15 protein-coding genes are annotated in these 17,681 nt (G+C 47.7%); 12 read left to right on the top strand and 3 right to left on the bottom strand.

Translation table 11 applies throughout. From position 1 onward, the window contains the following. The 9 genes from Y71_RS23805 to Y71_RS23765 are packed head-to-tail and all read left to right on the top strand — an operon-like array spanning window position 1 to window position 8,995. Entirely contained in the window at window positions 1–1,215 is a 1,215-nt protein-coding gene (locus tag Y71_RS23805; RefSeq protein WP_007372928.1) for a beta-ketoacyl synthase, read from the top strand. A gap of 21 nt (window positions 1,216–1,236) precedes the next feature. Continuing rightward, window positions 1,237–2,193: a hypothetical protein gene (locus Y71_RS23800; protein WP_035943096.1), complete on the top strand. Its 957-nt coding sequence runs from the start codon at window positions 1,237–1,239 to the stop codon at window positions 2,191–2,193. 10 nt (window positions 2,194–2,203) lie between these two features. Next, the gene (locus Y71_RS23795; RefSeq protein ID WP_007372930.1) at window positions 2,204–2,911 is read left to right on the top strand and encodes an ABC transporter ATP-binding protein; all 708 of its coding nucleotides are present in this window, start codon (window positions 2,204–2,206) and stop codon (window positions 2,909–2,911) included. Next, on the top strand, window positions 2,895–3,551 hold the full coding sequence (locus Y71_RS23790) for a hypothetical protein (RefSeq protein ID WP_007372931.1): 657 nt from the start codon (window positions 2,895–2,897) through the stop codon (window positions 3,549–3,551). Before Y71_RS23795 ends, Y71_RS23790 begins: the two co-directional genes overlap by 17 nt. Further along, window positions 3,552–4,856, top strand: a complete 1,305-nt coding sequence (locus Y71_RS23785; protein ID WP_081120862.1) for an ABC transporter permease — start codon at window positions 3,552–3,554, stop codon at window positions 4,854–4,856. 13 nt (window positions 4,857–4,869) lie between these two features. Next, a complete protein-coding gene (locus Y71_RS23780; RefSeq protein WP_007372934.1) occupies window positions 4,870–5,655 on the top strand; it encodes an outer membrane lipoprotein-sorting protein in 786 nt (261 codons plus the stop codon). Continuing rightward, window positions 5,652–7,040: a hypothetical protein gene (locus Y71_RS23775; protein WP_007372935.1), complete on the top strand. Its 1,389-nt coding sequence runs from the start codon at window positions 5,652–5,654 to the stop codon at window positions 7,038–7,040. The genes Y71_RS23780 and Y71_RS23775 overlap by 4 nt, the downstream gene beginning before the upstream one ends. 13 nt (window positions 7,041–7,053) lie before the next feature. Next, window positions 7,054–7,983 carry an ACP S-malonyltransferase gene (locus Y71_RS23770; RefSeq protein WP_007372936.1) on the top strand — a complete coding sequence of 310 codons (930 nt, stop codon included), beginning with the start codon at window positions 7,054–7,056 and terminating at the stop codon, window positions 7,981–7,983. A 10-nt stretch (window positions 7,984–7,993) separates the two neighbouring features. After that, window positions 7,994–8,995 carry a YcdU family protein gene (locus Y71_RS23765; RefSeq protein ID WP_081120861.1) on the top strand — a complete coding sequence of 334 codons (1,002 nt, stop codon included), beginning with the start codon at window positions 7,994–7,996 and terminating at the stop codon, window positions 8,993–8,995. 76 nt (window positions 8,996–9,071) lie between these two features. On the opposite strand, the gene Y71_RS23760 is transcribed toward Y71_RS23765, so the two are convergent. Both Y71_RS23760 and Y71_RS23755 read right to left on the bottom strand, forming a co-directional pair. After that, window positions 9,072–9,590: a hypothetical protein gene (locus Y71_RS23760; RefSeq protein WP_007372938.1), complete on the bottom strand. Its 519-nt coding sequence runs from the start codon at window positions 9,588–9,590 to the stop codon at window positions 9,072–9,074. Window positions 9,591–9,595: 5 nt separating this feature from the next. Next, complete coding sequence (locus tag Y71_RS23755) at window positions 9,596–10,408, bottom strand: EAL domain-containing protein (RefSeq protein ID WP_007372939.1); 813 nt, start codon at window positions 10,406–10,408, stop codon at window positions 9,596–9,598. Between the two features lie 510 nt (window positions 10,409–10,918). Between Y71_RS23755 and Y71_RS23750 the strand changes: the two genes are divergently transcribed. After that, window positions 10,919–11,539 carry a DapH/DapD/GlmU-related protein gene (locus tag Y71_RS23750; protein WP_007372940.1) on the top strand — a complete coding sequence of 207 codons (621 nt, stop codon included), beginning with the start codon at window positions 10,919–10,921 and terminating at the stop codon, window positions 11,537–11,539. A gap of 7 nt (window positions 11,540–11,546) precedes the next feature. Here the strand turns inward: Y71_RS23750 and Y71_RS23745 are convergent, their stop codons facing one another. After that, a complete protein-coding gene (locus Y71_RS23745; protein ID WP_007372941.1) occupies window positions 11,547–12,896 on the bottom strand; it encodes an MFS transporter in 1,350 nt (449 codons plus the stop codon). 129 nt (window positions 12,897–13,025) lie between these two features. Here Y71_RS23745 and Y71_RS23740 point away from each other — a divergent pair, with 129 nt between their 5' ends. Next, window positions 13,026–13,919: a LysR substrate-binding domain-containing protein gene (locus Y71_RS23740; protein ID WP_007372942.1), complete on the top strand. Its 894-nt coding sequence runs from the start codon at window positions 13,026–13,028 to the stop codon at window positions 13,917–13,919. Window positions 13,920–14,383: 464 nt separating this feature from the next. Beyond that, a complete protein-coding gene (locus tag Y71_RS23735; RefSeq protein ID WP_081120859.1) occupies window positions 14,384–17,680 on the top strand; it encodes an STY4851/ECs_5259 family protein in 3,297 nt (1,098 codons plus the stop codon). Window position 17,681: the final 1 nt, after the last annotated feature.

The raw sequence follows: 17,681 nt of genomic DNA, 5'->3' as shown, positions 1-17,681 counted from the left end.
GTGGAAAATGCCGCCATCATTTCAGGCTACAGTGCACATTTACCCTTTGCCGGAAATAGTGTTCAGCTTATCGAGTATCTTCGTCAGGGGAAGCGGGTGGAAAGGAAACCCTGGTTTCGTTCTGATGACGAGGCAATTACCTGCGGGTTTAATGGCAATAAATATGTCGCCAGGCTGGAGCACATTAATGATGGCGCATTAGAGATTGTGTATCAGTTGATCGAGGAGGCACTTGCGCAGGCCAAACTGGATACACACTCTCTCGCAGGCAATAACGTGCGGGTTTATTTAACCGGGCTGGGCAGGCGCGTCGATGGCATCGATTATCACGCTTTTTACGATCGCAATGACGTTGAAGATATTAAGCTCACCCGCTCATTAACCCGCCTGCACGTATCGAATATGTCGCAGGATACGATAGCGTGCAGACTTGCGCAGAAATACCAGTTGCAGTATTTGCCGCCAAATATGAACTGCACCAGTAATTCATCGTTGACGGCCGTTCATTTGGGTTGCCAGGCGATCGAGCAGGGCGGTATCGACCTGGTTGTGGTGATTAATTGTTCGAAAATTAAAACCCAGGATATCTGGTTCCTTGATTCTCAGTCGATGCTGGACAGTGAAGTAGTCCAGCCGTTTGGTGAAAACAGCAAAGGCGTATTGTTCTCCGAAGGGTTCAGCGTTGTTGTGCTGGAGAGCCTGCGCCACCGTCGCGACAGAGATGTCACGGGCGGCGTGCGCCTGCAATCCTCCTACGCGCAAATTAGCGCCGGCAGAAGTAATGATGCTTCCTGGCTGAGTCTGAATGTCCTGAAAATCATGCGTGCGGTGACCGATAAAGCGGGCGTTAATGTGCAGGATTTATGCGCCATTATTCCTCATGGCAATGGTTCTTCCGTCAGCGATAAAGCCGAAGCCAAAGCGATTGAAATATTTGCTGATTCGCACGCGATTCCTGTGCTGGCGTATAAGGGGCAGATTGGTTACTGCGCGACCGGCTCCGGCATTATCGATTTGATTATTGCCCATCACTCATTAACCCAGCGCGAATTAATTGCTCCGGTAAGTAATGACGCCATTTTGGATGTGATGGCACCGTTTATGCTGATTGATCGCGGCGTATGCGGGCATGAAAAAAATCATTTGCTGAAGGTTGGCGTCGGTGTGGATGGCTCGGTAATTGGGATTGTGCTGTCTGCAATTAATCCCGCGTGATGAATAACCATGGAAGGTTTGATGTACTTATCATCGTTTGCTCTTATTGAGCCGGAAGACAGGTTTTATTTCTATCAACCCAGTTGGCTGAATGCCTGGGAAGCGCATTTATATAATCTGGCGCTTAAGTCTACCCGGAAGAATGGGTGGGGACTTAAACGTTTTGGTACCGATGGCTCGCTCTATGCCGGTGAGATGATCCGTAACCCGCAGTATATAAAATACCTTGAGGCGATGGAGCAGGCCGCAGATGTTGCGCTACAGGCTTTATCCACGAAAGAACGGATGAAATTATTCAAATCGCGAACGGCATTTATCTATGCGGATTCGTGGGGAGAAACCGGGCTGCTGGAGAGTATTTCCAGCGCATTGCATATTTCGATGCTCGACACGTTACCGAAAAATCTGGTGAAGAAATTTTCTGTTAACGATCCGACCTGCAAAATGCGCGGTGAGAAATATGCATTCACTCAGGCAATGAGCATGGCGCAGGATTATCTGTGCTGGGATGTTTTCGATTATGTGGTGATTTGCTGTGCCTATCGCGCCATCCCGATCATGGTCTTTTCTGAGGAAGATATTGCCGTTGCGCGGTGGGCGAAAAGCGCTCAGCAAGCTGATGGGGTTAACCTGACGGTTGAACGCGTGGGATGTTTTATTTTCAGCCGTCACGAAAGTGCATTGAAAGTGAATAGTGGTCGCTATATGGCGGCCGGACGTGCCGATATTTCGCAGCTCAACGCTGAGGATGTCGAAATCATGGCATTTGCAGGCTTACGGGAAAAATCATTTCCGGCAGAGCTGCAGCAAAAGGTTATTCGCCTTGCCGATATTTATGGTTACAGCGGTTGTCTGACTCCTGCACTAAGCTTTGAATATTTGCGTCAACATCCTGTTGCTTCCGGAAAAATTCGCACTATCGTGCCGGATAATTTATCTGGTTATCACTATTTTGATATTGAATATTCTGTAGGGTAACGACATTGCGATGAGTGACATAATCAGAGAACTACCAGCAATATTACTTAGTCATATTTCGAAGAGCTATGGTTCCGGCGAGGGAAAAATCGACGCGCTGAGGGATATTAATCTGGAAATCGCGAAAGGTGAATTTCTGGCATTATGCGGCCCTTCGGGCAGCGGAAAAAGTACGTTGCTAAATATCATGTCTGGTATCGATCAGCCGACATCCGGAGCGGTGATGTTTTTGAATAAATTACTCAATGTATTACCGGAAGAAGAGTTATCAACGGTGCGCGGTAAGCATCTGGGATTTATTTTTCAATTTTTCAATCTCATTCCTGTTCTGAATGTTTTTGATAACGTTTTTTATCCCCTGATCCTGAATGGTCATTTCGGTAAAAAAGAGGCGCGTGAAAGAACGCGTGACTTACTGAATCGTGTTGGTCTGGAAGATTTTGCCAACCGTAAACCTGGCCAGCTCTCCGGCGGGCAGCAGCAGCGGGTGGCGATTGCCAGAGCCCTGGCGCATGACCCGGCGGTCGTTATCGCCGATGAACCGACCGGTAACCTGGATATGGCAACCGGCGAAGCCATTCTGGAACTTCTGCTGCATATCAATCAGCAGACGAAGACCACATTCATCATCTCCACGCATTCCGCGCAGTTAAAGGAGTGCGCGCGCCGGGTGGTAGAAATTAAGGATGGAGGATTGGTGTATGACTCAAGGGCGTAAATGGCGGGACGTTATCTGCGCAGGGCTGCTTAGCATTACCTGCGCGGGTGTGGCCAATGCTTCCAGCGTACCGGCGGTTGAAAGCGTTATGCGGAGCGGTTTCCCGGCACAGCCCGATCAACTGGCCATCGTAACCAGCGCACTGTTCAAAGAGTATGGCGAAACAAAAAATGTCGTCTCGTTAATCTTTTATGCCTGGGGCGTGCTGCGCCAGGCGGAAAACGCCTCAGCGGTGAACGACTTTATTAACGCGTCTGAATATGCCAAAACCGGTTTTTTCTACCTCGATGAAGCTATTGACAGCCATGAAGATAATTTACGGGTGCGCTATATGCGTGCACGCGTCGATGCCTGGCTGGCGCCGGAAATGGGACGCTGCGCGGTCACGATCAAGGATACCGAATGGATGCTGAAAGATAAGACGCTCTTTAACCCTGCACAAATTGCGCGGATCCAGCATATGCGTTATCTCGCGCTCTATAACTGCAAAAAATACCCGCAAGCCGCACAGCTTTTGGCACAAATAAAACTCCAGGACGCTGTCGCGGCAAAGGCACTGGAATTACATAACAACGTTGCGCCTGCGTGGGATGAGAATGAAGTGGCGCAGGTGCTGCTGCCGCTGGTGAAGGGTGAGTAAATGAGCATGATCTTTATTAACGCTATTGTGCTACTGATTCTGCTTTTTCTGTTGTGGTGTACCGTGATGCATGCGCGGGACGTGAAATTCGCATTTCTCAACCTCTTCCGACATAAGCGCCGCTCATTTTCGACCCTGTCGGCGATTATTTTGGGGGGCGTCGCCATTTTCCTGTATGGCGGATTTATCGATTACTCGTTCTGGATCTTAAAAGAGCAAACGGTCCGCACGAATAGTGGTCACGTGCAGATCTACCACCAGAATTATTTTGCCACGTCCAATAAAAATAAAAGCCTGATTGCGGATTACCCGTCTTTAAAACAGGCGATATTAAGCGAACCGGAACTGGCGGCAGATATTTCTACACTTGCCGGGCAACTGGAGTTTACCGGGGTTATTTCTCATTACGAAAATGAAACCTCCAGCTATTTTTCCGCGCTGGGTATCGAACCGCTACCGGCATTAAAACTGGGATCCTTTGATAAACTTATTTCTGGCAGTGACTTATCACGTATAAAAGCCGATCACATCACCTTAGGACGCGGACTGGCACAAACGCTCGGCGCTCATTACGATGACTGGCTGGATGCCATTACGGTTAATTCGCGAGGCGGACAGGGCGCATTGTCGCTGAAGATCCGTGGCATTTTTGCATCCGGCATCAAAGATTACGACGACACGGCGTTGAAAATGCCGCTTGAAACCGCGCAGCGCATGATGGAAACCGACGGCGTGAGTAAGGTGTTAATTTTACTGAAAGAGGATAATACAGCCGCATTCAGCGCCAGGCTGAGAAAATTTATCGAGAAAAACCATCTGCCGCTAATTGTGAAAGAGTGGAAGGATACCTCGCTATTTTATCAGCAGGTTGAGAGCTTATTATCCGGGATCTATTTCTTTATTAAACTGATTGTTGCATTGATCGTTATCTTTATGATCGGTAATTCAATGACCATGAATATCGTCGAGCGGACAAGGGAGATCACGACGCTGCGCGCCATTGGTTTAAAACCTCTCCACGTTACCCGATTGTTTTTACTGGAAGGGATTTTTGTCGGCATGATTGGCGCTGTTGGAAGCCTCGGCATTGGTTTTGCTATCGCTTCAGTGATTAATCTTTACGGCATCGCAATGCCGCCGTCGCCTGGGCAAACTTTAGGCTACACCGCTTTTATTAAAACCAGCAGTTATGATTTGTTATTTATTACGCTGATGCTGCCGCTATTAACCGCGACTGCAGCTTCTGTTTTACCGGCGTTGCGTGCCTCTCGTCTTAATATATCGGATGCTTTTAAATTTTCTTAGGGAAACTCGTAATATGAAAATTACGCTATTTGGCAAAGGAATTGCCTGCCTTGGGCTTCTTTCAGCCTGTGCCTTCGCCGCGCCTGGCGATAACGCTATCGATATTATTCGTCGTGCGGATGAGATCCGTTCTCCCAATAAACCTTTCCGCTATACGCTCGCGGTGAGCGAATATAAAAATGGCGAAGAGAAGCCAGAAAGCAGACAGGTGCTGGATATCTCAATGCGTTTTATGAAGTCTGAAGGGGAGATGAAAGCAGATGCCCGCTCTTTAGTTCGCTTTATTTATCCGCCGCGTGATAAAGGTAAAGTGATGCTTTCCGACTGGTATGACTTATGGTTTTATTCTCCAGGGCTACGGCGACCGGTACCAATTTCTCGCCAGCAAAGATTGATGGGGCAAATATCTAATAGTGACGTGATTGTGACTAACTTTGAATATGCCTATCAGGCGACTCTGCAGGGCATGGAAAATTGTGGCGATAATCAATGTTACAAACTGGAGCTGACGCGAACCTATGCCGAAGCAACCTGGCCAAAAATTATCTATTACGTTGAAGCTGGCGATGAAAATCGGCCTTATAAAGCTGATTATTACTCTCTTGATGACAAATTACTTAAAGAAGTTCGGTATCTGAATTATCAGCCGGTATTAGGGAAGATGAGGCCAATGCGGATTATTGTGCAGGACGTACGCCATGAGAAAAGTTTTTCCGCCATGGATTACAGTGATGTTCGTCTGGAGTCGTTACCTGAATCTCACTTTACACGTGAACATCTTCAGCGGGAGGCAAAATGAAATATTCACTCCCGTTGATTACGCTGGTTTTTTCTGCTTTGCCAACAACCCTGTGGGCTGATTGTTTATCCGGCGAAGAAGTTGCACAGAACACGGATGTTGTGCTCTATGCGCAGACATCGTATGTGAATAAACAACCGTCGATCTGGCAGGTCGGTGGCAATAATCCATTCAGCAAAAGCAATATTTATAATAATTTCGGCATCAACCTCAAAGGCGGTTGCGCAATCATCGACAATCAGCTGGATCTGAATTTCTCACTGTATGGGCTCACTTACCGTCCATTGCATGCCAACAGTGGCTTTGAAGAAGATCGAAGCCATTCACGCGCTTTGATCGACAGGCTCAGCGTTATTTATAACGTCTCGGACAGCGTTCAGCTTGAGGCGGGCAAGTTCAGTCAAAAAGCCGGGCTTTTTTTCCTGCGATCGCCTGCTGATTTACGCAATAGCTACTATGCCGGGTTCAAAAGCACGCGTCTTTACGATCCGCTGATGGAGCCAGTGTTCCAGGAATCCCCGTGGCAGGTGAAGCTATCTGAAGATACGCAGGATTATTCGCTCTCGTTCTCAGTCGTTCCGAAATTAGCGGATGCCGGTAAGCGCCATCTCGCTTCTGGCGACTGGTCTGCCAATGTGCGAAGCAATAGCCGTGAAGATTATTTGCTAAATTACACCGATCATCGCTTTGAAAAACACCTTCCTACGGCGAGCTTGCTGCTTGGGGAAACGCGCTCTGTGGCCTTGGCGGATAGCTATAACCTGACGCCGCAACTGATGATTAACGCGGAAGCGGCTTATCACACCGGGCAGCAGTGGCGTCATTTCTCCCCTGAAAATGCAGCAATGGTCGAAGAGTTCGAGTTCCCTTCTTCCCTTTATAGCACGCAGGAGAAAGAGGGGGTTGAAGTGGCCGTGGGTGGGCAATATGCGACGGATAACTTTAACCTGTTTGGCCTGGAATATTATTATCAGAGCGAAGGGTATTCCCGGGCGGAATGGCGTAAACAAACTGATTTTATTCAGTCATTAAATAGCCGCACCGGTTTTTTCTTCATTGATGATATTTTTGACTCTTATAAGTATTTGATGGCCTCAGAGATAAATAATACTGCAAATAAAAAGATGCTTCAGGGGAAACATTATCTTAATACCTGGTCAAGTATTAAGATGGATAACCAGTCAACGCTACAACCTTATGTGGTGTTTAACCTTGTCGATCACAGTTCAGTATTAGGTGTTAACTATAACACACCGCTAAATATTATTGATGATCGGCTTGAAGGCTATACCGGCGCATTTATGTCGACGGGAAGTTCTGACTCTGAATTCGCATTATATGGCGATATGTTCGGTGTCTATTTAGGCCTTAAATACTATATGTAAAGGTGGCAATATAATGACAAATACTCTATCACAACCGGTTGTATTGTTATTCTCTGGCCAGGGGAATCCCGTTATTGGTATGGGCAGCGATCTGTGGGATATCAATGAGACCACTAAGTCCATCTGGGATTGCGCCAGCGATATTGCTGGTGTGGATCTGCGTCGGCTCTGTCTGAAAGGGCCGATGAATCGGCTGATTCAGACTACCGTGCAACAAATTGCCGTGACGGCGATTAACGTCACGTTGTATAGCCTCTGGCGCGAACGTTTCGCCGATGCGCCGGTTGTCGGATCTTGCGGGCATAGCGTGGGGGAATACAGCGCGTTATATGCTTCAGGGGCGCTCACACTGGAAACCGTGTTCGAACTTATACGGTTCAGGGCCAACCTGATGCACCAGCAAAGCGAGAAAAATAAGGGAACAATGCTGGCGTTAAAAGGCGTGGATTACGACACGCTACGCAACATCATCAGCCGTTCAGGTATTGAGCTGGACATCAGTTGCGATAATACTCCTCGCCAGCAAGTCGTTGGCGGGCAGGTATCGGCGCTGAATGATTTCGCCAGAGTATTACTCGCTGAAGGCCACGAGGCGATTAAACTGGGTGTGAGCGGCGCATGGCACACGCGTTTAATGGCTGAAGGCGTTCAGCCAATGCGGGACTATCTGGCCGGGATCGCGATCCTCCCGCCACAGCATGATGTTCTGATGAATGTGACAGCAAAATCCGAAGCAGATCCCGCCATGATCAAAGAAAACTTATCCTTGCATCTGACCCATACGGTGAAATGGCGAGATTCTCTGTCGCACTTTTTACAGCGCGCACAGCCTGTCCGGTTTGTGGAAATAAGCAATAAACCTTATCTGGGGCAAATGTTGCAGGATTTCGCCGGGTTTGATGTCGGGCAGGTTATCCATTGCCGAAAAGCAATAGCAATGTAGCGGTGTAATGATGATTCCAGATTATTTAACCTTCATCCGCTTCCAGGATAAACGCAATATATTATTTTTCTATATTGTGACTCTGGTGCTGCTGGGTTTTTACTGGCGCAATGCGGATTTTACTCTTTCATTGCGCGATGCAGGTTTCATCGGCGGCATCTGCGCACTGGTGTTTTATAACGTTATCTCCGATCTGAAAGCATACTGGGCATACAAATGCGTAATTAAGAATATTGATTTTTCTTACTTCAAAGGTAAAGCGTGCGGCCCGAAAGAGAGGTTATTCACGCACCCGCTTATCGCCGCAGCGTTGTCTTCTTTTATTTTTGCGCTGTATTCTGCTGGGCTCATTATGTTGATTTATCCGGCCGGAGCAGCAATTTCTTTGGCCGTTAGCGTTCCGCCTGTCATTTACGCCCTGTTTTCTGTTGCGCGCCATAGTTATTTAAAGCAGATGCCGACATCCGTTGTTGAAAAGGGCCGTTACAAAAATCTGTCACAATATTTACTGCTTTCCGTAGTAGCCAGTACGGCGTTGAGTCTGTTGACCATCATTCCCTTGCGCGATAAGGCACAATTTGATTTATACGGTAATTATTTCACGCTGAAGTCAATTATTACCATGTGTATTCTTTGTGCTGTCGTTTTGGCGGTTAACCTGCTCTTTTTATGTTTTACAAAACGCTATGTTTTTCTTGGGCGCCTGTTTCTCAACGAGATTAATTTGTTTTTTTCTCCCGTTTTACCATTACGCGCTTTGTACGCAAAACCGCTCTGGCAAAGGTTGATATTATTATCGGTGGTGGAGTTTTCCTGGATCTCATTTTTGTGTCTGGTGATGATGCTTTCCGCAATAAAAATCTGGTTTGAGGTCTGGTTTTTATTGTGCTACACACCTTGCCTTATCTACTACTATTATCACGCATACTGGCGGTGGCATAACGACTTTATGATGTCATGCGATATGTACCTTCGCTGGGATGAGATTAAAAAGAAATCGGGGGTGTGGTAATTTGTCTTAGCTGTTAATTCCGTCTGTGCATCGCAATGCACAGACGGAATCATTAAGCGCATGAGGATATCTGATTCTATCTGCCTATCCACTTCAAAAAAGGCACGAGATTCTGGAAGCTTTTTAATCCGTATATCTCTTTTAATCTGTTTATATAGTAGTAGACTTGTTTTTCATTCAGGTTGTACATTTTTGCTACTCTATTAACATTGCCAATCTGCATATACTTTTTGAATATCATGAGATAGAGATGAATTTTTTTACGGGGTTTTAAAATGTCGTAATAGTAGAGATAGAGATTCGCCGTCGATTTTCTTTCATTAATTTTCTTCTTAACATCTTCGATGAACTCCGCAACTCCCAGACGTGCATTGGTCGTGTAGCTGTTATCTCGTTCCGAAAGGATGATAACCAGCGCGTCCGGGAATTTGATGATACAACTGAGGAGTTCATCGATGATGCCAAATATATCATCGAAGTAGATCTCTTCAATGAAGATGAGCGTCTGGTTGTCACCCTCAATATCCGTACCTGAAAAAAAAGATTCGATTGCTATTTTTTTGAAAGGGTCGAGGATCTTACATATCACGTTCATAACTGTCATCCATAGTCGAAATAATCTAATCCGTTAAAGTTTTTATAGGCTACAGGAGCTTTGAATAGTTCCCCCTGGAACAATGACACATTTTTATTTAAAAAGTACTGCAAATGGTAAACTGAGTCTATGCCGCTAACGATGATATCTGTGTTCTGTTTGCTTAAACCACTCATTAAATCATCGGCGAAACCATGCATGATGACTTTGTCCGTCAACGGGAAAAACATACTTTTGTCGATTTTTATATAATGAAAGTCGAAACCAAAAAGCATTTCAATATTGGAGTGTCCGGCACCAAAATCACCGAGGGCAAAGAAGGTATTTTTTTGTATAGTCAACAGTGCAGAGAGTAGTTTTAATTTATGAATTAAGTCGAACGGAATGCGGGAGTTGACTTCAATAACCAGTTTGGCGTTTAGTTTATCGAGCTTTTTGGCAGTTTGAATACAATCTTCTGCGAACTCCATAATATTTTCGCTGAATAAATGCAATGGGCTAATTTTTATAAAAAAACGCAACTCACGGCATTTATCAATATCACCATGGTTGGCCAGATAATCCTGGATTTGCAGCAATAGTTCTTTTGTAATACTGATGATTTCACCACTTTTCTCTGCTGCGGTCAGGAAGTCATGGGGTGAAATAAAATCCGTGCAATTGGAGCCTTTGCTTTGCAACCACGCCGTTGCATCAATGCCGTATACACGATTAGCTCGGGTATCAATGATTGGTTGAAAAAATGTCGTGACATTCCATTTCTCGAAAATGTCATCGAACATGTCATGGTAATCTCTTTCATCATTGAATTGTTTCATAGCTGGTCCATTACGCGCCAACAAACATCAAAAAGCAAATATCTAAAAGGAAACTTGTGTAACCGAATGAGTTTAAAATATTGCAATTTGTATTAGATGGGCATTTTTTGATTTACATCCATTTATTGTATTATGTTTGATTTTGCGAAGCATGCAATCTATGTATGTTATTATCAGATTTTTCAAAAAATGAAGTTAAAAAATATTAAGTGTCTGAATAAAGGTCCTTAATATATTTTAATTGTGAATTTAAAGTTAAATCATATGTGATTTAATTCCATGTGGCTATTAATTTATGTTTTAGATCATGTTCCGTCATCAGATATTAGGGTAAGGCGAATAAAAACCCGCAGTTTGTTTATTCTTAGTGCTTATATTCCGATGTGAGCGGGCCCTTTCGATAATTCTTATCAAGCGGGTAGAAGCTGCAGATGGTTGATAGTGGGTCACCGTCATTTACCCTACACAGAAGCGTTATACAGTAGCGCAACCTGAGAAGAGGGAATGACGATGAAATATGCCAAATTAGCGGAAACCTGGATCGATCCCGGCGTTCGTATGCGCGAATGCAAAATGGGTCAGCAATGTGAAGTGCTGGCTAATAGTCTGATGGAATACAGTACGTTAGGTGATTTTTCCTATATCGGTGAATATTGCACCATTGCCGATGCTGAGATAGGAAAGTTTGTCGCGATTGCCAATAATGTGCGTATTGGCGCGCCCAATCATCCGATGGGGCGGCCATCCCAGCACCGAATCACTTATTGCCCGGAGTACTATTCCGCCAGCGCGGTACGCGATCATGACTTTTTTACTCAGCGGCGAGGCGATCGCGTCGTCATCGGGAATGATGTCTGGATCGGGCATGCTGCTATTGTGCTGCCCGGCGTGACGGTAGGAGATGGCGCTGTCATTGCGGCTGGCGCCGTGGTCAGTAAGGATGTGGCACCTTACACGATTGTTGGCGGCGTTCCGGCAAAGGTTATTCGTTTGCGCTTCTCACCGCATATTGGCCAGCAGTTACAACAGATCGCCTGGTGGGAGTGGCCGCTGGAGACCATTATCGAACGGCTGGCCGATTTTCAGGATGAGGATATAGAAGCGTTTTGCGAAAAGTGGGGACGCCAGTAAGCCGCGCTCAGCGCTCCGGCGCACAGAGCGCTACCAGCATGCCCAGTAGCGCGGCAGCACCCAGCCCACGAAATACCGTAGACCAGCTTGCCAGATCCGGCTGCATCGCCAGTAAAACGGAGATCACTGCCAGCATCATCGCGCCGGCGATGTACTGGCTGGTGACCATCAACGCGCTGGCGCGTCCCTGTTGCTGCACTGGTACGGCGCTCAGCCCGACGGCGAACATTGCCGGATAGATCAATCCGTGGCCGATACCGCTGAGCACGAGTCCGGACATGAACCCGACGGAGAACGGGGCGCTAAGCGATATCGACAGCAGCCATAAGCCAACTGCCGCGCAGGCAAACCCCACCAGCAGCGCCTTTTGGCTACTAAAGCGTGCAGAGAGTCGGGTGTAAAGTGCATTTCCCGCCACAATCAGCACTGCCAGCGGGGTAAATAACCATCCGGTGGTGACGGCATCAAGCTGTAGCGTTTGCTGCCACAGCAATGTCATGGCGTAAAACTGGCTGCCGACGCTGGCCATATAGCAGGCGCTGCTGAGCCAGCCTGTCTGCAAACCCGGCATGTCACGCAGTGTGCGTGACAGCAGCGGCTGCGGAGCAAAACGTTCATGGAGAATCAACAGCAGTAGCATGGCTGCCGCCAGTCGATTCGCAAAGAAATCCGGCGCACCTTGTTCGGCATAACGCATCATCGCCCACACCAGCGTGCCGGCTGTCGCACAACCAAGCAGCGCGCCAAAACCCGTGCGTTGCACGCCACCTTGTGGTTGTGTTTTCGAAAAGTTGCGCTGCACCAGCCATAGCGCCAGCAAACCAGGCGGCAGGTTGATGAAGAAAATGGCGCGCCAGCTCAGGGCCGTCAGCATGCCGCCCAGCACCACACCCGCCACCAGGCCCAGCGCACCAATTGCGCTCCAGATCGCCAGCGCCCGGCGATGTGATTCTCCCTGAAAACGCTGCGCCATTAAGGCCAGCACTGCCGGTTGCAGCAGCGCGGCGGCGATCCCTTGTCCACAGCGGGCCATCAGTAACAATGTTCCGTTATCGGCCATTCCGCCCAGTATTGATGAAAAAAGAAACAGTATCATGCCGATGCTGAAGATTCGGCGCGCGCCGAAACGATCGCACAGGCTTCCACCAGGCAACAGTAGTGCGGCGAAGGTCAAACCGTAGATCGACACCACCCACTGCATTTCGCTCAGTGACAAGTGCAACGCCTGCGCCAGCGTGGGTAGCGCAACATAAATAATGGCGTAATCAAGCGCAATCAATGCCTGAGCGATGCCGGGAGCCAGCAGCGCCTGATAGTGTGGCGATGAGTGCGTAGCCAGCGTGTTAATTTGCGTCATGGGGTATTCCTGTTAATCTTCTAAGGTGAATAATCCTCATGGATCATTCCCGATGAGTAACAGGCTACCCCCTGTTTCATGACGTAAGCAAAGTCATAGTTTTCAGCTTAAGATGAGTTAAATTCAGCTATGCGAACACGCCGATTGCCACCACTTTCTGCCATCCGTGCTTTTGATGCTGTGGCCCGCCACACCAGTTTTAAAGCTGCCGCGGAGGAGATTGGCGTGACGCCGACCGCCATCAGCCACCAGATCCGCGTGCTGGAGACATCGCTCAACCAGCGTCTGTTTACCCGCTCGGCGCGTGCCGTGGTGCTCACTAATGCCGGAGAAATTCTGTTTCGCGCCTCGGGGAATATCTTTGCCACGCTGCGCGAAGCGGTGGAGGCCATCGACAGGGCCGGGCAACCGGGAGCGTTAACGCTGAGCACTACCTCCAACTTTCTGACTAACTGGCTGGTGCCGCGCCTGCCGTCGCTGCATCAACAGCACCCATCGCTGGAGCTGCGTCTGCACAGCAGTACCGACCTGGTGGATGTTCGTGGTGATATGGCGGATTGTGCGATCCGCTACAGCATGCAGGCTGATGAAGCACTGGAGAATACGCTGCTCTACCGCGATCGTTTTGTGCTGGTCGCCAGCCCGCAACTGGCGTTGCGGGTGACGGAAGATCTTTCCCGTTTTACGCTGTTTCATATTGAAAACCGCCATGTTCCGCAGCCGGAACCAGACTGGCCACACTGGAAAGCGGCCTTTGGCCCGGCCGATTTACCGGTACATACTGGTATTCATTTTGATGATGAGACGCACGCCATTCAGGCGGCGATTGCCGGGCAGGGTGTACTGCTCGCCAGCGAATTATTGATCCAGAATGCGCTGGAACAAGGATTGTTGCGCGTTGCCCTGCCGGGAACATTACCCGGCGGGAATTACTATTTCGTAACCAGCCAGCAAAAAGCGCAGCGTGAAGAGGTAAGAATAATAAAAGCGTGGTTGCAGCAGGCATTTGCTGAGGGTGAATAATCGCGGCGGAGTAAGTTTAATTATATATTGTGTATTCATTTATCTTTTATTTAGAAAATGTCGTTGATACTTCTTAAGTGAAATTTATTTTCTATCCTTTATAACCATTACTTAGATTAGGTGTGATAATCATAAGAGTTAACGGCATAAGAATTTTGTAAATCCTTCACGAATTTTAGAAATAGATCTTTTTGACTGTGGAAAATAAGGTAAAGTATTTTCCGTGTAACACTTCATGGTAAACGATGACATACAGCATCAATAAGGCCATGTTTGGAAAGGCGATTTCCTGCCCTGTGCATGACGAAGTAGCGGATTTATCACCTTGCCTGCCAACTTTGGTAGGTTGATTAAACTTTATTGGAGTATATTCTGTAACGTTTTTTATTGTTAAATGTACAGGCTGTCCACCTCGTAAATAATAACCCTGATTCTACTACTGCACTAATAGCAAGGAGTTTGCTTTGAGTCAGTCTGAACTCGTTTCAGTATTTAAATGCACCCCCTGGTTGACGAAGTTTCTTACTCGTCGTGGATTAAAAAAAGCTGATAGCAGGCCTCTTTATGAATATCATGCAACCAGCGATGAATATGCCGATCTGAAACGGCTTCTTCGGGAAATAGGGCAGCCAGAAAAACTAAAAAACGATAAAGGTTATGCAGCCTGTTTTACCCTTTTTTGCTCCGAATGGTATCGCCGGGACTACGGGCGCGACTGCAAATGGAGCTGGGATCCTATTCATGCAGCCCTGAATATTAGTCTGTCTCATTCGGAATTAGGTTTGGTCGTACCAAAAGGATTGGATGGTTTTTGGGAACGTCCAATTCGTTTTTATGAATCGGAACGTCGTAATTTTCTGGGGTCACTTTTCAGTGAAGGTGGTCTGCCTTTCAAGCTGCTGAAAGAAACGGATAGCCGCTTCCAGTCTGTTTTTTCCCGTATTCTTAATCAATACGAACAGGCCTCATCGCTGGGGTACTCAACGTCGATGTTGGTTCAAATGATGGTTGAAAAATCATCGCTTCCTCAAGGATTTCGGGAAGACACATCCATAGAATTCATCGCCCGGATGGCTGAACAACTCATTTCGTTGGTGCAACTCTATGAGCTCAGCACCCATGCTGAACCGGTTAAAGAGCTTGAGCGCGTACACCCTAAATGGCGCGACAGTTTTCCCATCCCCCTTGACGATGATACGGGAACCAGCTTTCTCAACGGCTTGCTTCGCACTGCATCGGTGGAAAATAAGCCCCGGCAGCGCAAAAGTAAGATTATTGAATGCTTTTTTTCCTGGTCAGAGCAAAAGCCCGATGCCTTACATACCTACATTTCACTGCCGGAAGAAATGGTTTTTCCATTATTGAGTGAACCTTCGACTACTCGCTTTGAACTGGCAGTGTGTGAAGACGGGGAAGACATGGTCAGCCTGGGAAGCGCTTACGCCACGCTTGAGCATATGCAAGCCAGATTACGGCTGCGCAAAAGTGATGTTCGTTTTCACCGGCGTCGTCCTGCCACCACATTGTCTCTGGTCGCCCGGGCTGGTGGGGTGATTATTGGCATTGTCAATATTGCTGAGAGTGAAATCCCGGTTGGCGATGTTCCTCTTGTCTTTGTGCGTCAGGGTGATGACTGGTCCTTGCAAGGGATTGCCTCATGCAGTGTCCGCAGTAGCGACATGCTAATCATTCTGCCGGAAGGTGGGACGCTGTCTGCTGAAAATACCCCCTCTGATTTTACCTGCCGGGCTTTCGGCTACCCTGCTTTAGTGGTGCAAGGAGGGCAGGATATCCTCATTGAGGGTGAGGAAACCTATCGCATACGTGCGGGGCTGGAGCAGGTGCGCCTGCCAGGTCTGGAGTTACAAGGTAAGCGTCTGAACTGGACGACCTTTCCTGAAGAGGTGTTTCTTGGCACTCCGCGAGTTATGCGAAAAATGGGGGTACCTGAAGTTCGCTACAGGCGTTTTTTGAGCGGTAAAGATATTGATGTGTGCGAGTTGCATGACACCATGGGGACGCATTTTTTGTCCATCCGCAATGAGAACAATGAAACGTTACTGCGTCGCAAAATTGGCATATTACCTGCGGATTTTCAGGTTGAAATTAAGAGCGGTGAGCGTGCAAACGAAGGAATCATTGCTATCTCGACGCAGCACAAATGTTGGTATGCGTTAAAGGACAAAACACTTGAAATAGGCCGTAAGCGTTCCGGGAACAGAACGGAAATTTTGATCAAAGCGGAAGGGGTACCGCCCTCATCAGTACAATTGCAGGTTACCCCAAGCTTGATGGAAGCGCCCGTTGGGATTGTTATGCCTTTTCCCTCAAGTGGCTGTCTTGCTTTTGATGCCGAAGGTCGGCCGCTGGCAAAAAATATCACCATTACCGATTTGCTGGGCTCTCGAGTGTTCCTGTTTGGCAAAAATGGAGAACCGACCCGCTTTACCCTGGAACTACGCTTGCGTTCCAACAGTGGGCAGCAGGCATGGCATGAATGGCGTTATAACGCCGGTGAACGCCCGCTTGAAATTAATCTTTACAGCCTGAAAGAGCATATTGAGAACTTACTTTCCCTCGGTTCAGGGATTGATCAGATTGTGGATATGCGGATTAGCGGCGTAGGCGGTACCGGCAACTGGCAAATCCGGCGCTACAAATACAGCCTGGAATATGATCCGGCCTCACAGATACTGCGTTCCAACTCGATTCACAATGCATCAGGGAAAGTGCCTTCGCCAGTTATCATGTTGCTGAGCGAACCAGAGCGAAAATCCATTCCTCTGACATCAAGAATGAGTGAAGGTGTCCCGGTCGGTGAATTTGAGCTGGGCTCAATTGTAAGTAAAAACGGCCCCTGGCTGGTTCTGCCGAAACCTGGCGAAGAAACTGCATTCCGTCCCTGTTTTATTCGTGGTGAACAGTTGCCAGAAGCGGAAGCCGGTACGATTCACTCCTTGCAAAAAGCCACTCAGCTTTTCAAACCTGGTGCTGAGGTTAATACCATTTCCTTGGTTCTGGATCAGATGGCGAACGATCCGGCGCATTCTGGCTGGCAATTCCTGCAAAATCTTTACAGCCAGTTCAGTTATTTACCTCTGGCCACCTTCGAGGTCTGGCGTGCGTTATTTCAGCATCCTCAGGCACTAACGCTCTCCTTGTTCAAATTTGAAATGTCGGCCGAATATCTTGGACGAATCGAATCTGAATTCCCCGTGTTTTGGGAGTTCTTACCGATACAGCAAATAAAAAATGCAGCAGCAAAAATGCAGGCCTTTATGGTGAGCAAAGGCGCATCTATAGAAATGCAGAGTAATTTCCTGAATAAAATGTATCAAAGGTTGGGAATGCTCTTTCCTACCTATGCCAGCGATGTGCATAGCTGGTTAAGCGAGGGAAAGGCCCCGAGGCTTTTCCCACAACCGGTCATGAAAGAGATTATTCAGGGCTGGTATCAGGAGTTACTTCGTGAACACGGGGAATCCCGCTGGCCGGAATATGGCGGCCCACGTCTCTCTCGCTGGATCCAGTCGCAAGCCGATCCCATTATTGAAATCTCTTCCGATACACATTTTCGCTATGCCGTTGCATGGCTGCCGGTGTTTGCCGCCGCAGTAGCCAGCGGCAAAACCACCTTTACCAGCGTTTTTGGCAATGAACCTGGCGCCGTATTTTTCTTACGGCAGGTGAGAGACTTTGACTCTCGCTGGTTTAACGCTTTGTTCCAGTACTGCTTGCTGCGTAACGTTACGGAAAAATAAA

Origin of the sequence: Kosakonia radicincitans DSM 16656, assembly GCF_000280495.2 — a bacterium.
Lineage (GTDB): Bacteria > Pseudomonadota > Gammaproteobacteria > Enterobacterales > Enterobacteriaceae > Kosakonia > Kosakonia radicincitans.
The sequence above is the reverse complement of the archived record's forward strand: the minus strand, read 5'-3'. Positions and strand labels throughout refer to the sequence as shown.

What these genes read in the sequence shown, in the direction of transcription:
- Y71_RS23800 (WP_035943096.1), top strand. Translation starts at nt 1,237, where the DNA reads ATGTACTTATCATCGTTTGCTCTTATTGAGCCGGAAGACAGGTTTTAT.
- Y71_RS23795 (WP_007372930.1), top strand. Translation starts at nt 2,204, where the DNA reads ATGAGTGACATAATCAGAGAACTACCAGCAATATTACTTAGTCATATT.
- Y71_RS23790 (WP_007372931.1), top strand. Translation starts at nt 2,895, where the DNA reads ATGACTCAAGGGCGTAAATGGCGGGACGTTATCTGCGCAGGGCTGCTT.
- Y71_RS23785 (WP_081120862.1), top strand. Translation starts at nt 3,552, where the DNA reads ATGAGCATGATCTTTATTAACGCTATTGTGCTACTGATTCTGCTTTTT.
- Y71_RS23780 (WP_007372934.1), top strand. Translation starts at nt 4,870, where the DNA reads ATGAAAATTACGCTATTTGGCAAAGGAATTGCCTGCCTTGGGCTTCTT.
- Y71_RS23775 (WP_007372935.1), top strand. Translation starts at nt 5,652, where the DNA reads ATGAAATATTCACTCCCGTTGATTACGCTGGTTTTTTCTGCTTTGCCA.
- Y71_RS23770 (WP_007372936.1), top strand. Translation starts at nt 7,054, where the DNA reads ATGACAAATACTCTATCACAACCGGTTGTATTGTTATTCTCTGGCCAG.
- Y71_RS23765 (WP_081120861.1), top strand. Translation starts at nt 7,994, where the DNA reads ATGATTCCAGATTATTTAACCTTCATCCGCTTCCAGGATAAACGCAAT.
- Y71_RS23760 (WP_007372938.1), bottom strand. Translation starts at nt 9,590, where the DNA reads ATGAACGTGATATGTAAGATCCTCGACCCTTTCAAAAAAATAGCAATC.
- Y71_RS23755 (WP_007372939.1), bottom strand. Translation starts at nt 10,408, where the DNA reads ATGAAACAATTCAATGATGAAAGAGATTACCATGACATGTTCGATGAC.
- Y71_RS23750 (WP_007372940.1), top strand. Translation starts at nt 10,919, where the DNA reads ATGAAATATGCCAAATTAGCGGAAACCTGGATCGATCCCGGCGTTCGT.
- Y71_RS23745 (WP_007372941.1), bottom strand. Translation starts at nt 12,896, where the DNA reads ATGACGCAAATTAACACGCTGGCTACGCACTCATCGCCACACTATCAG.
- Y71_RS23740 (WP_007372942.1), top strand. Translation starts at nt 13,026, where the DNA reads ATGCGAACACGCCGATTGCCACCACTTTCTGCCATCCGTGCTTTTGAT.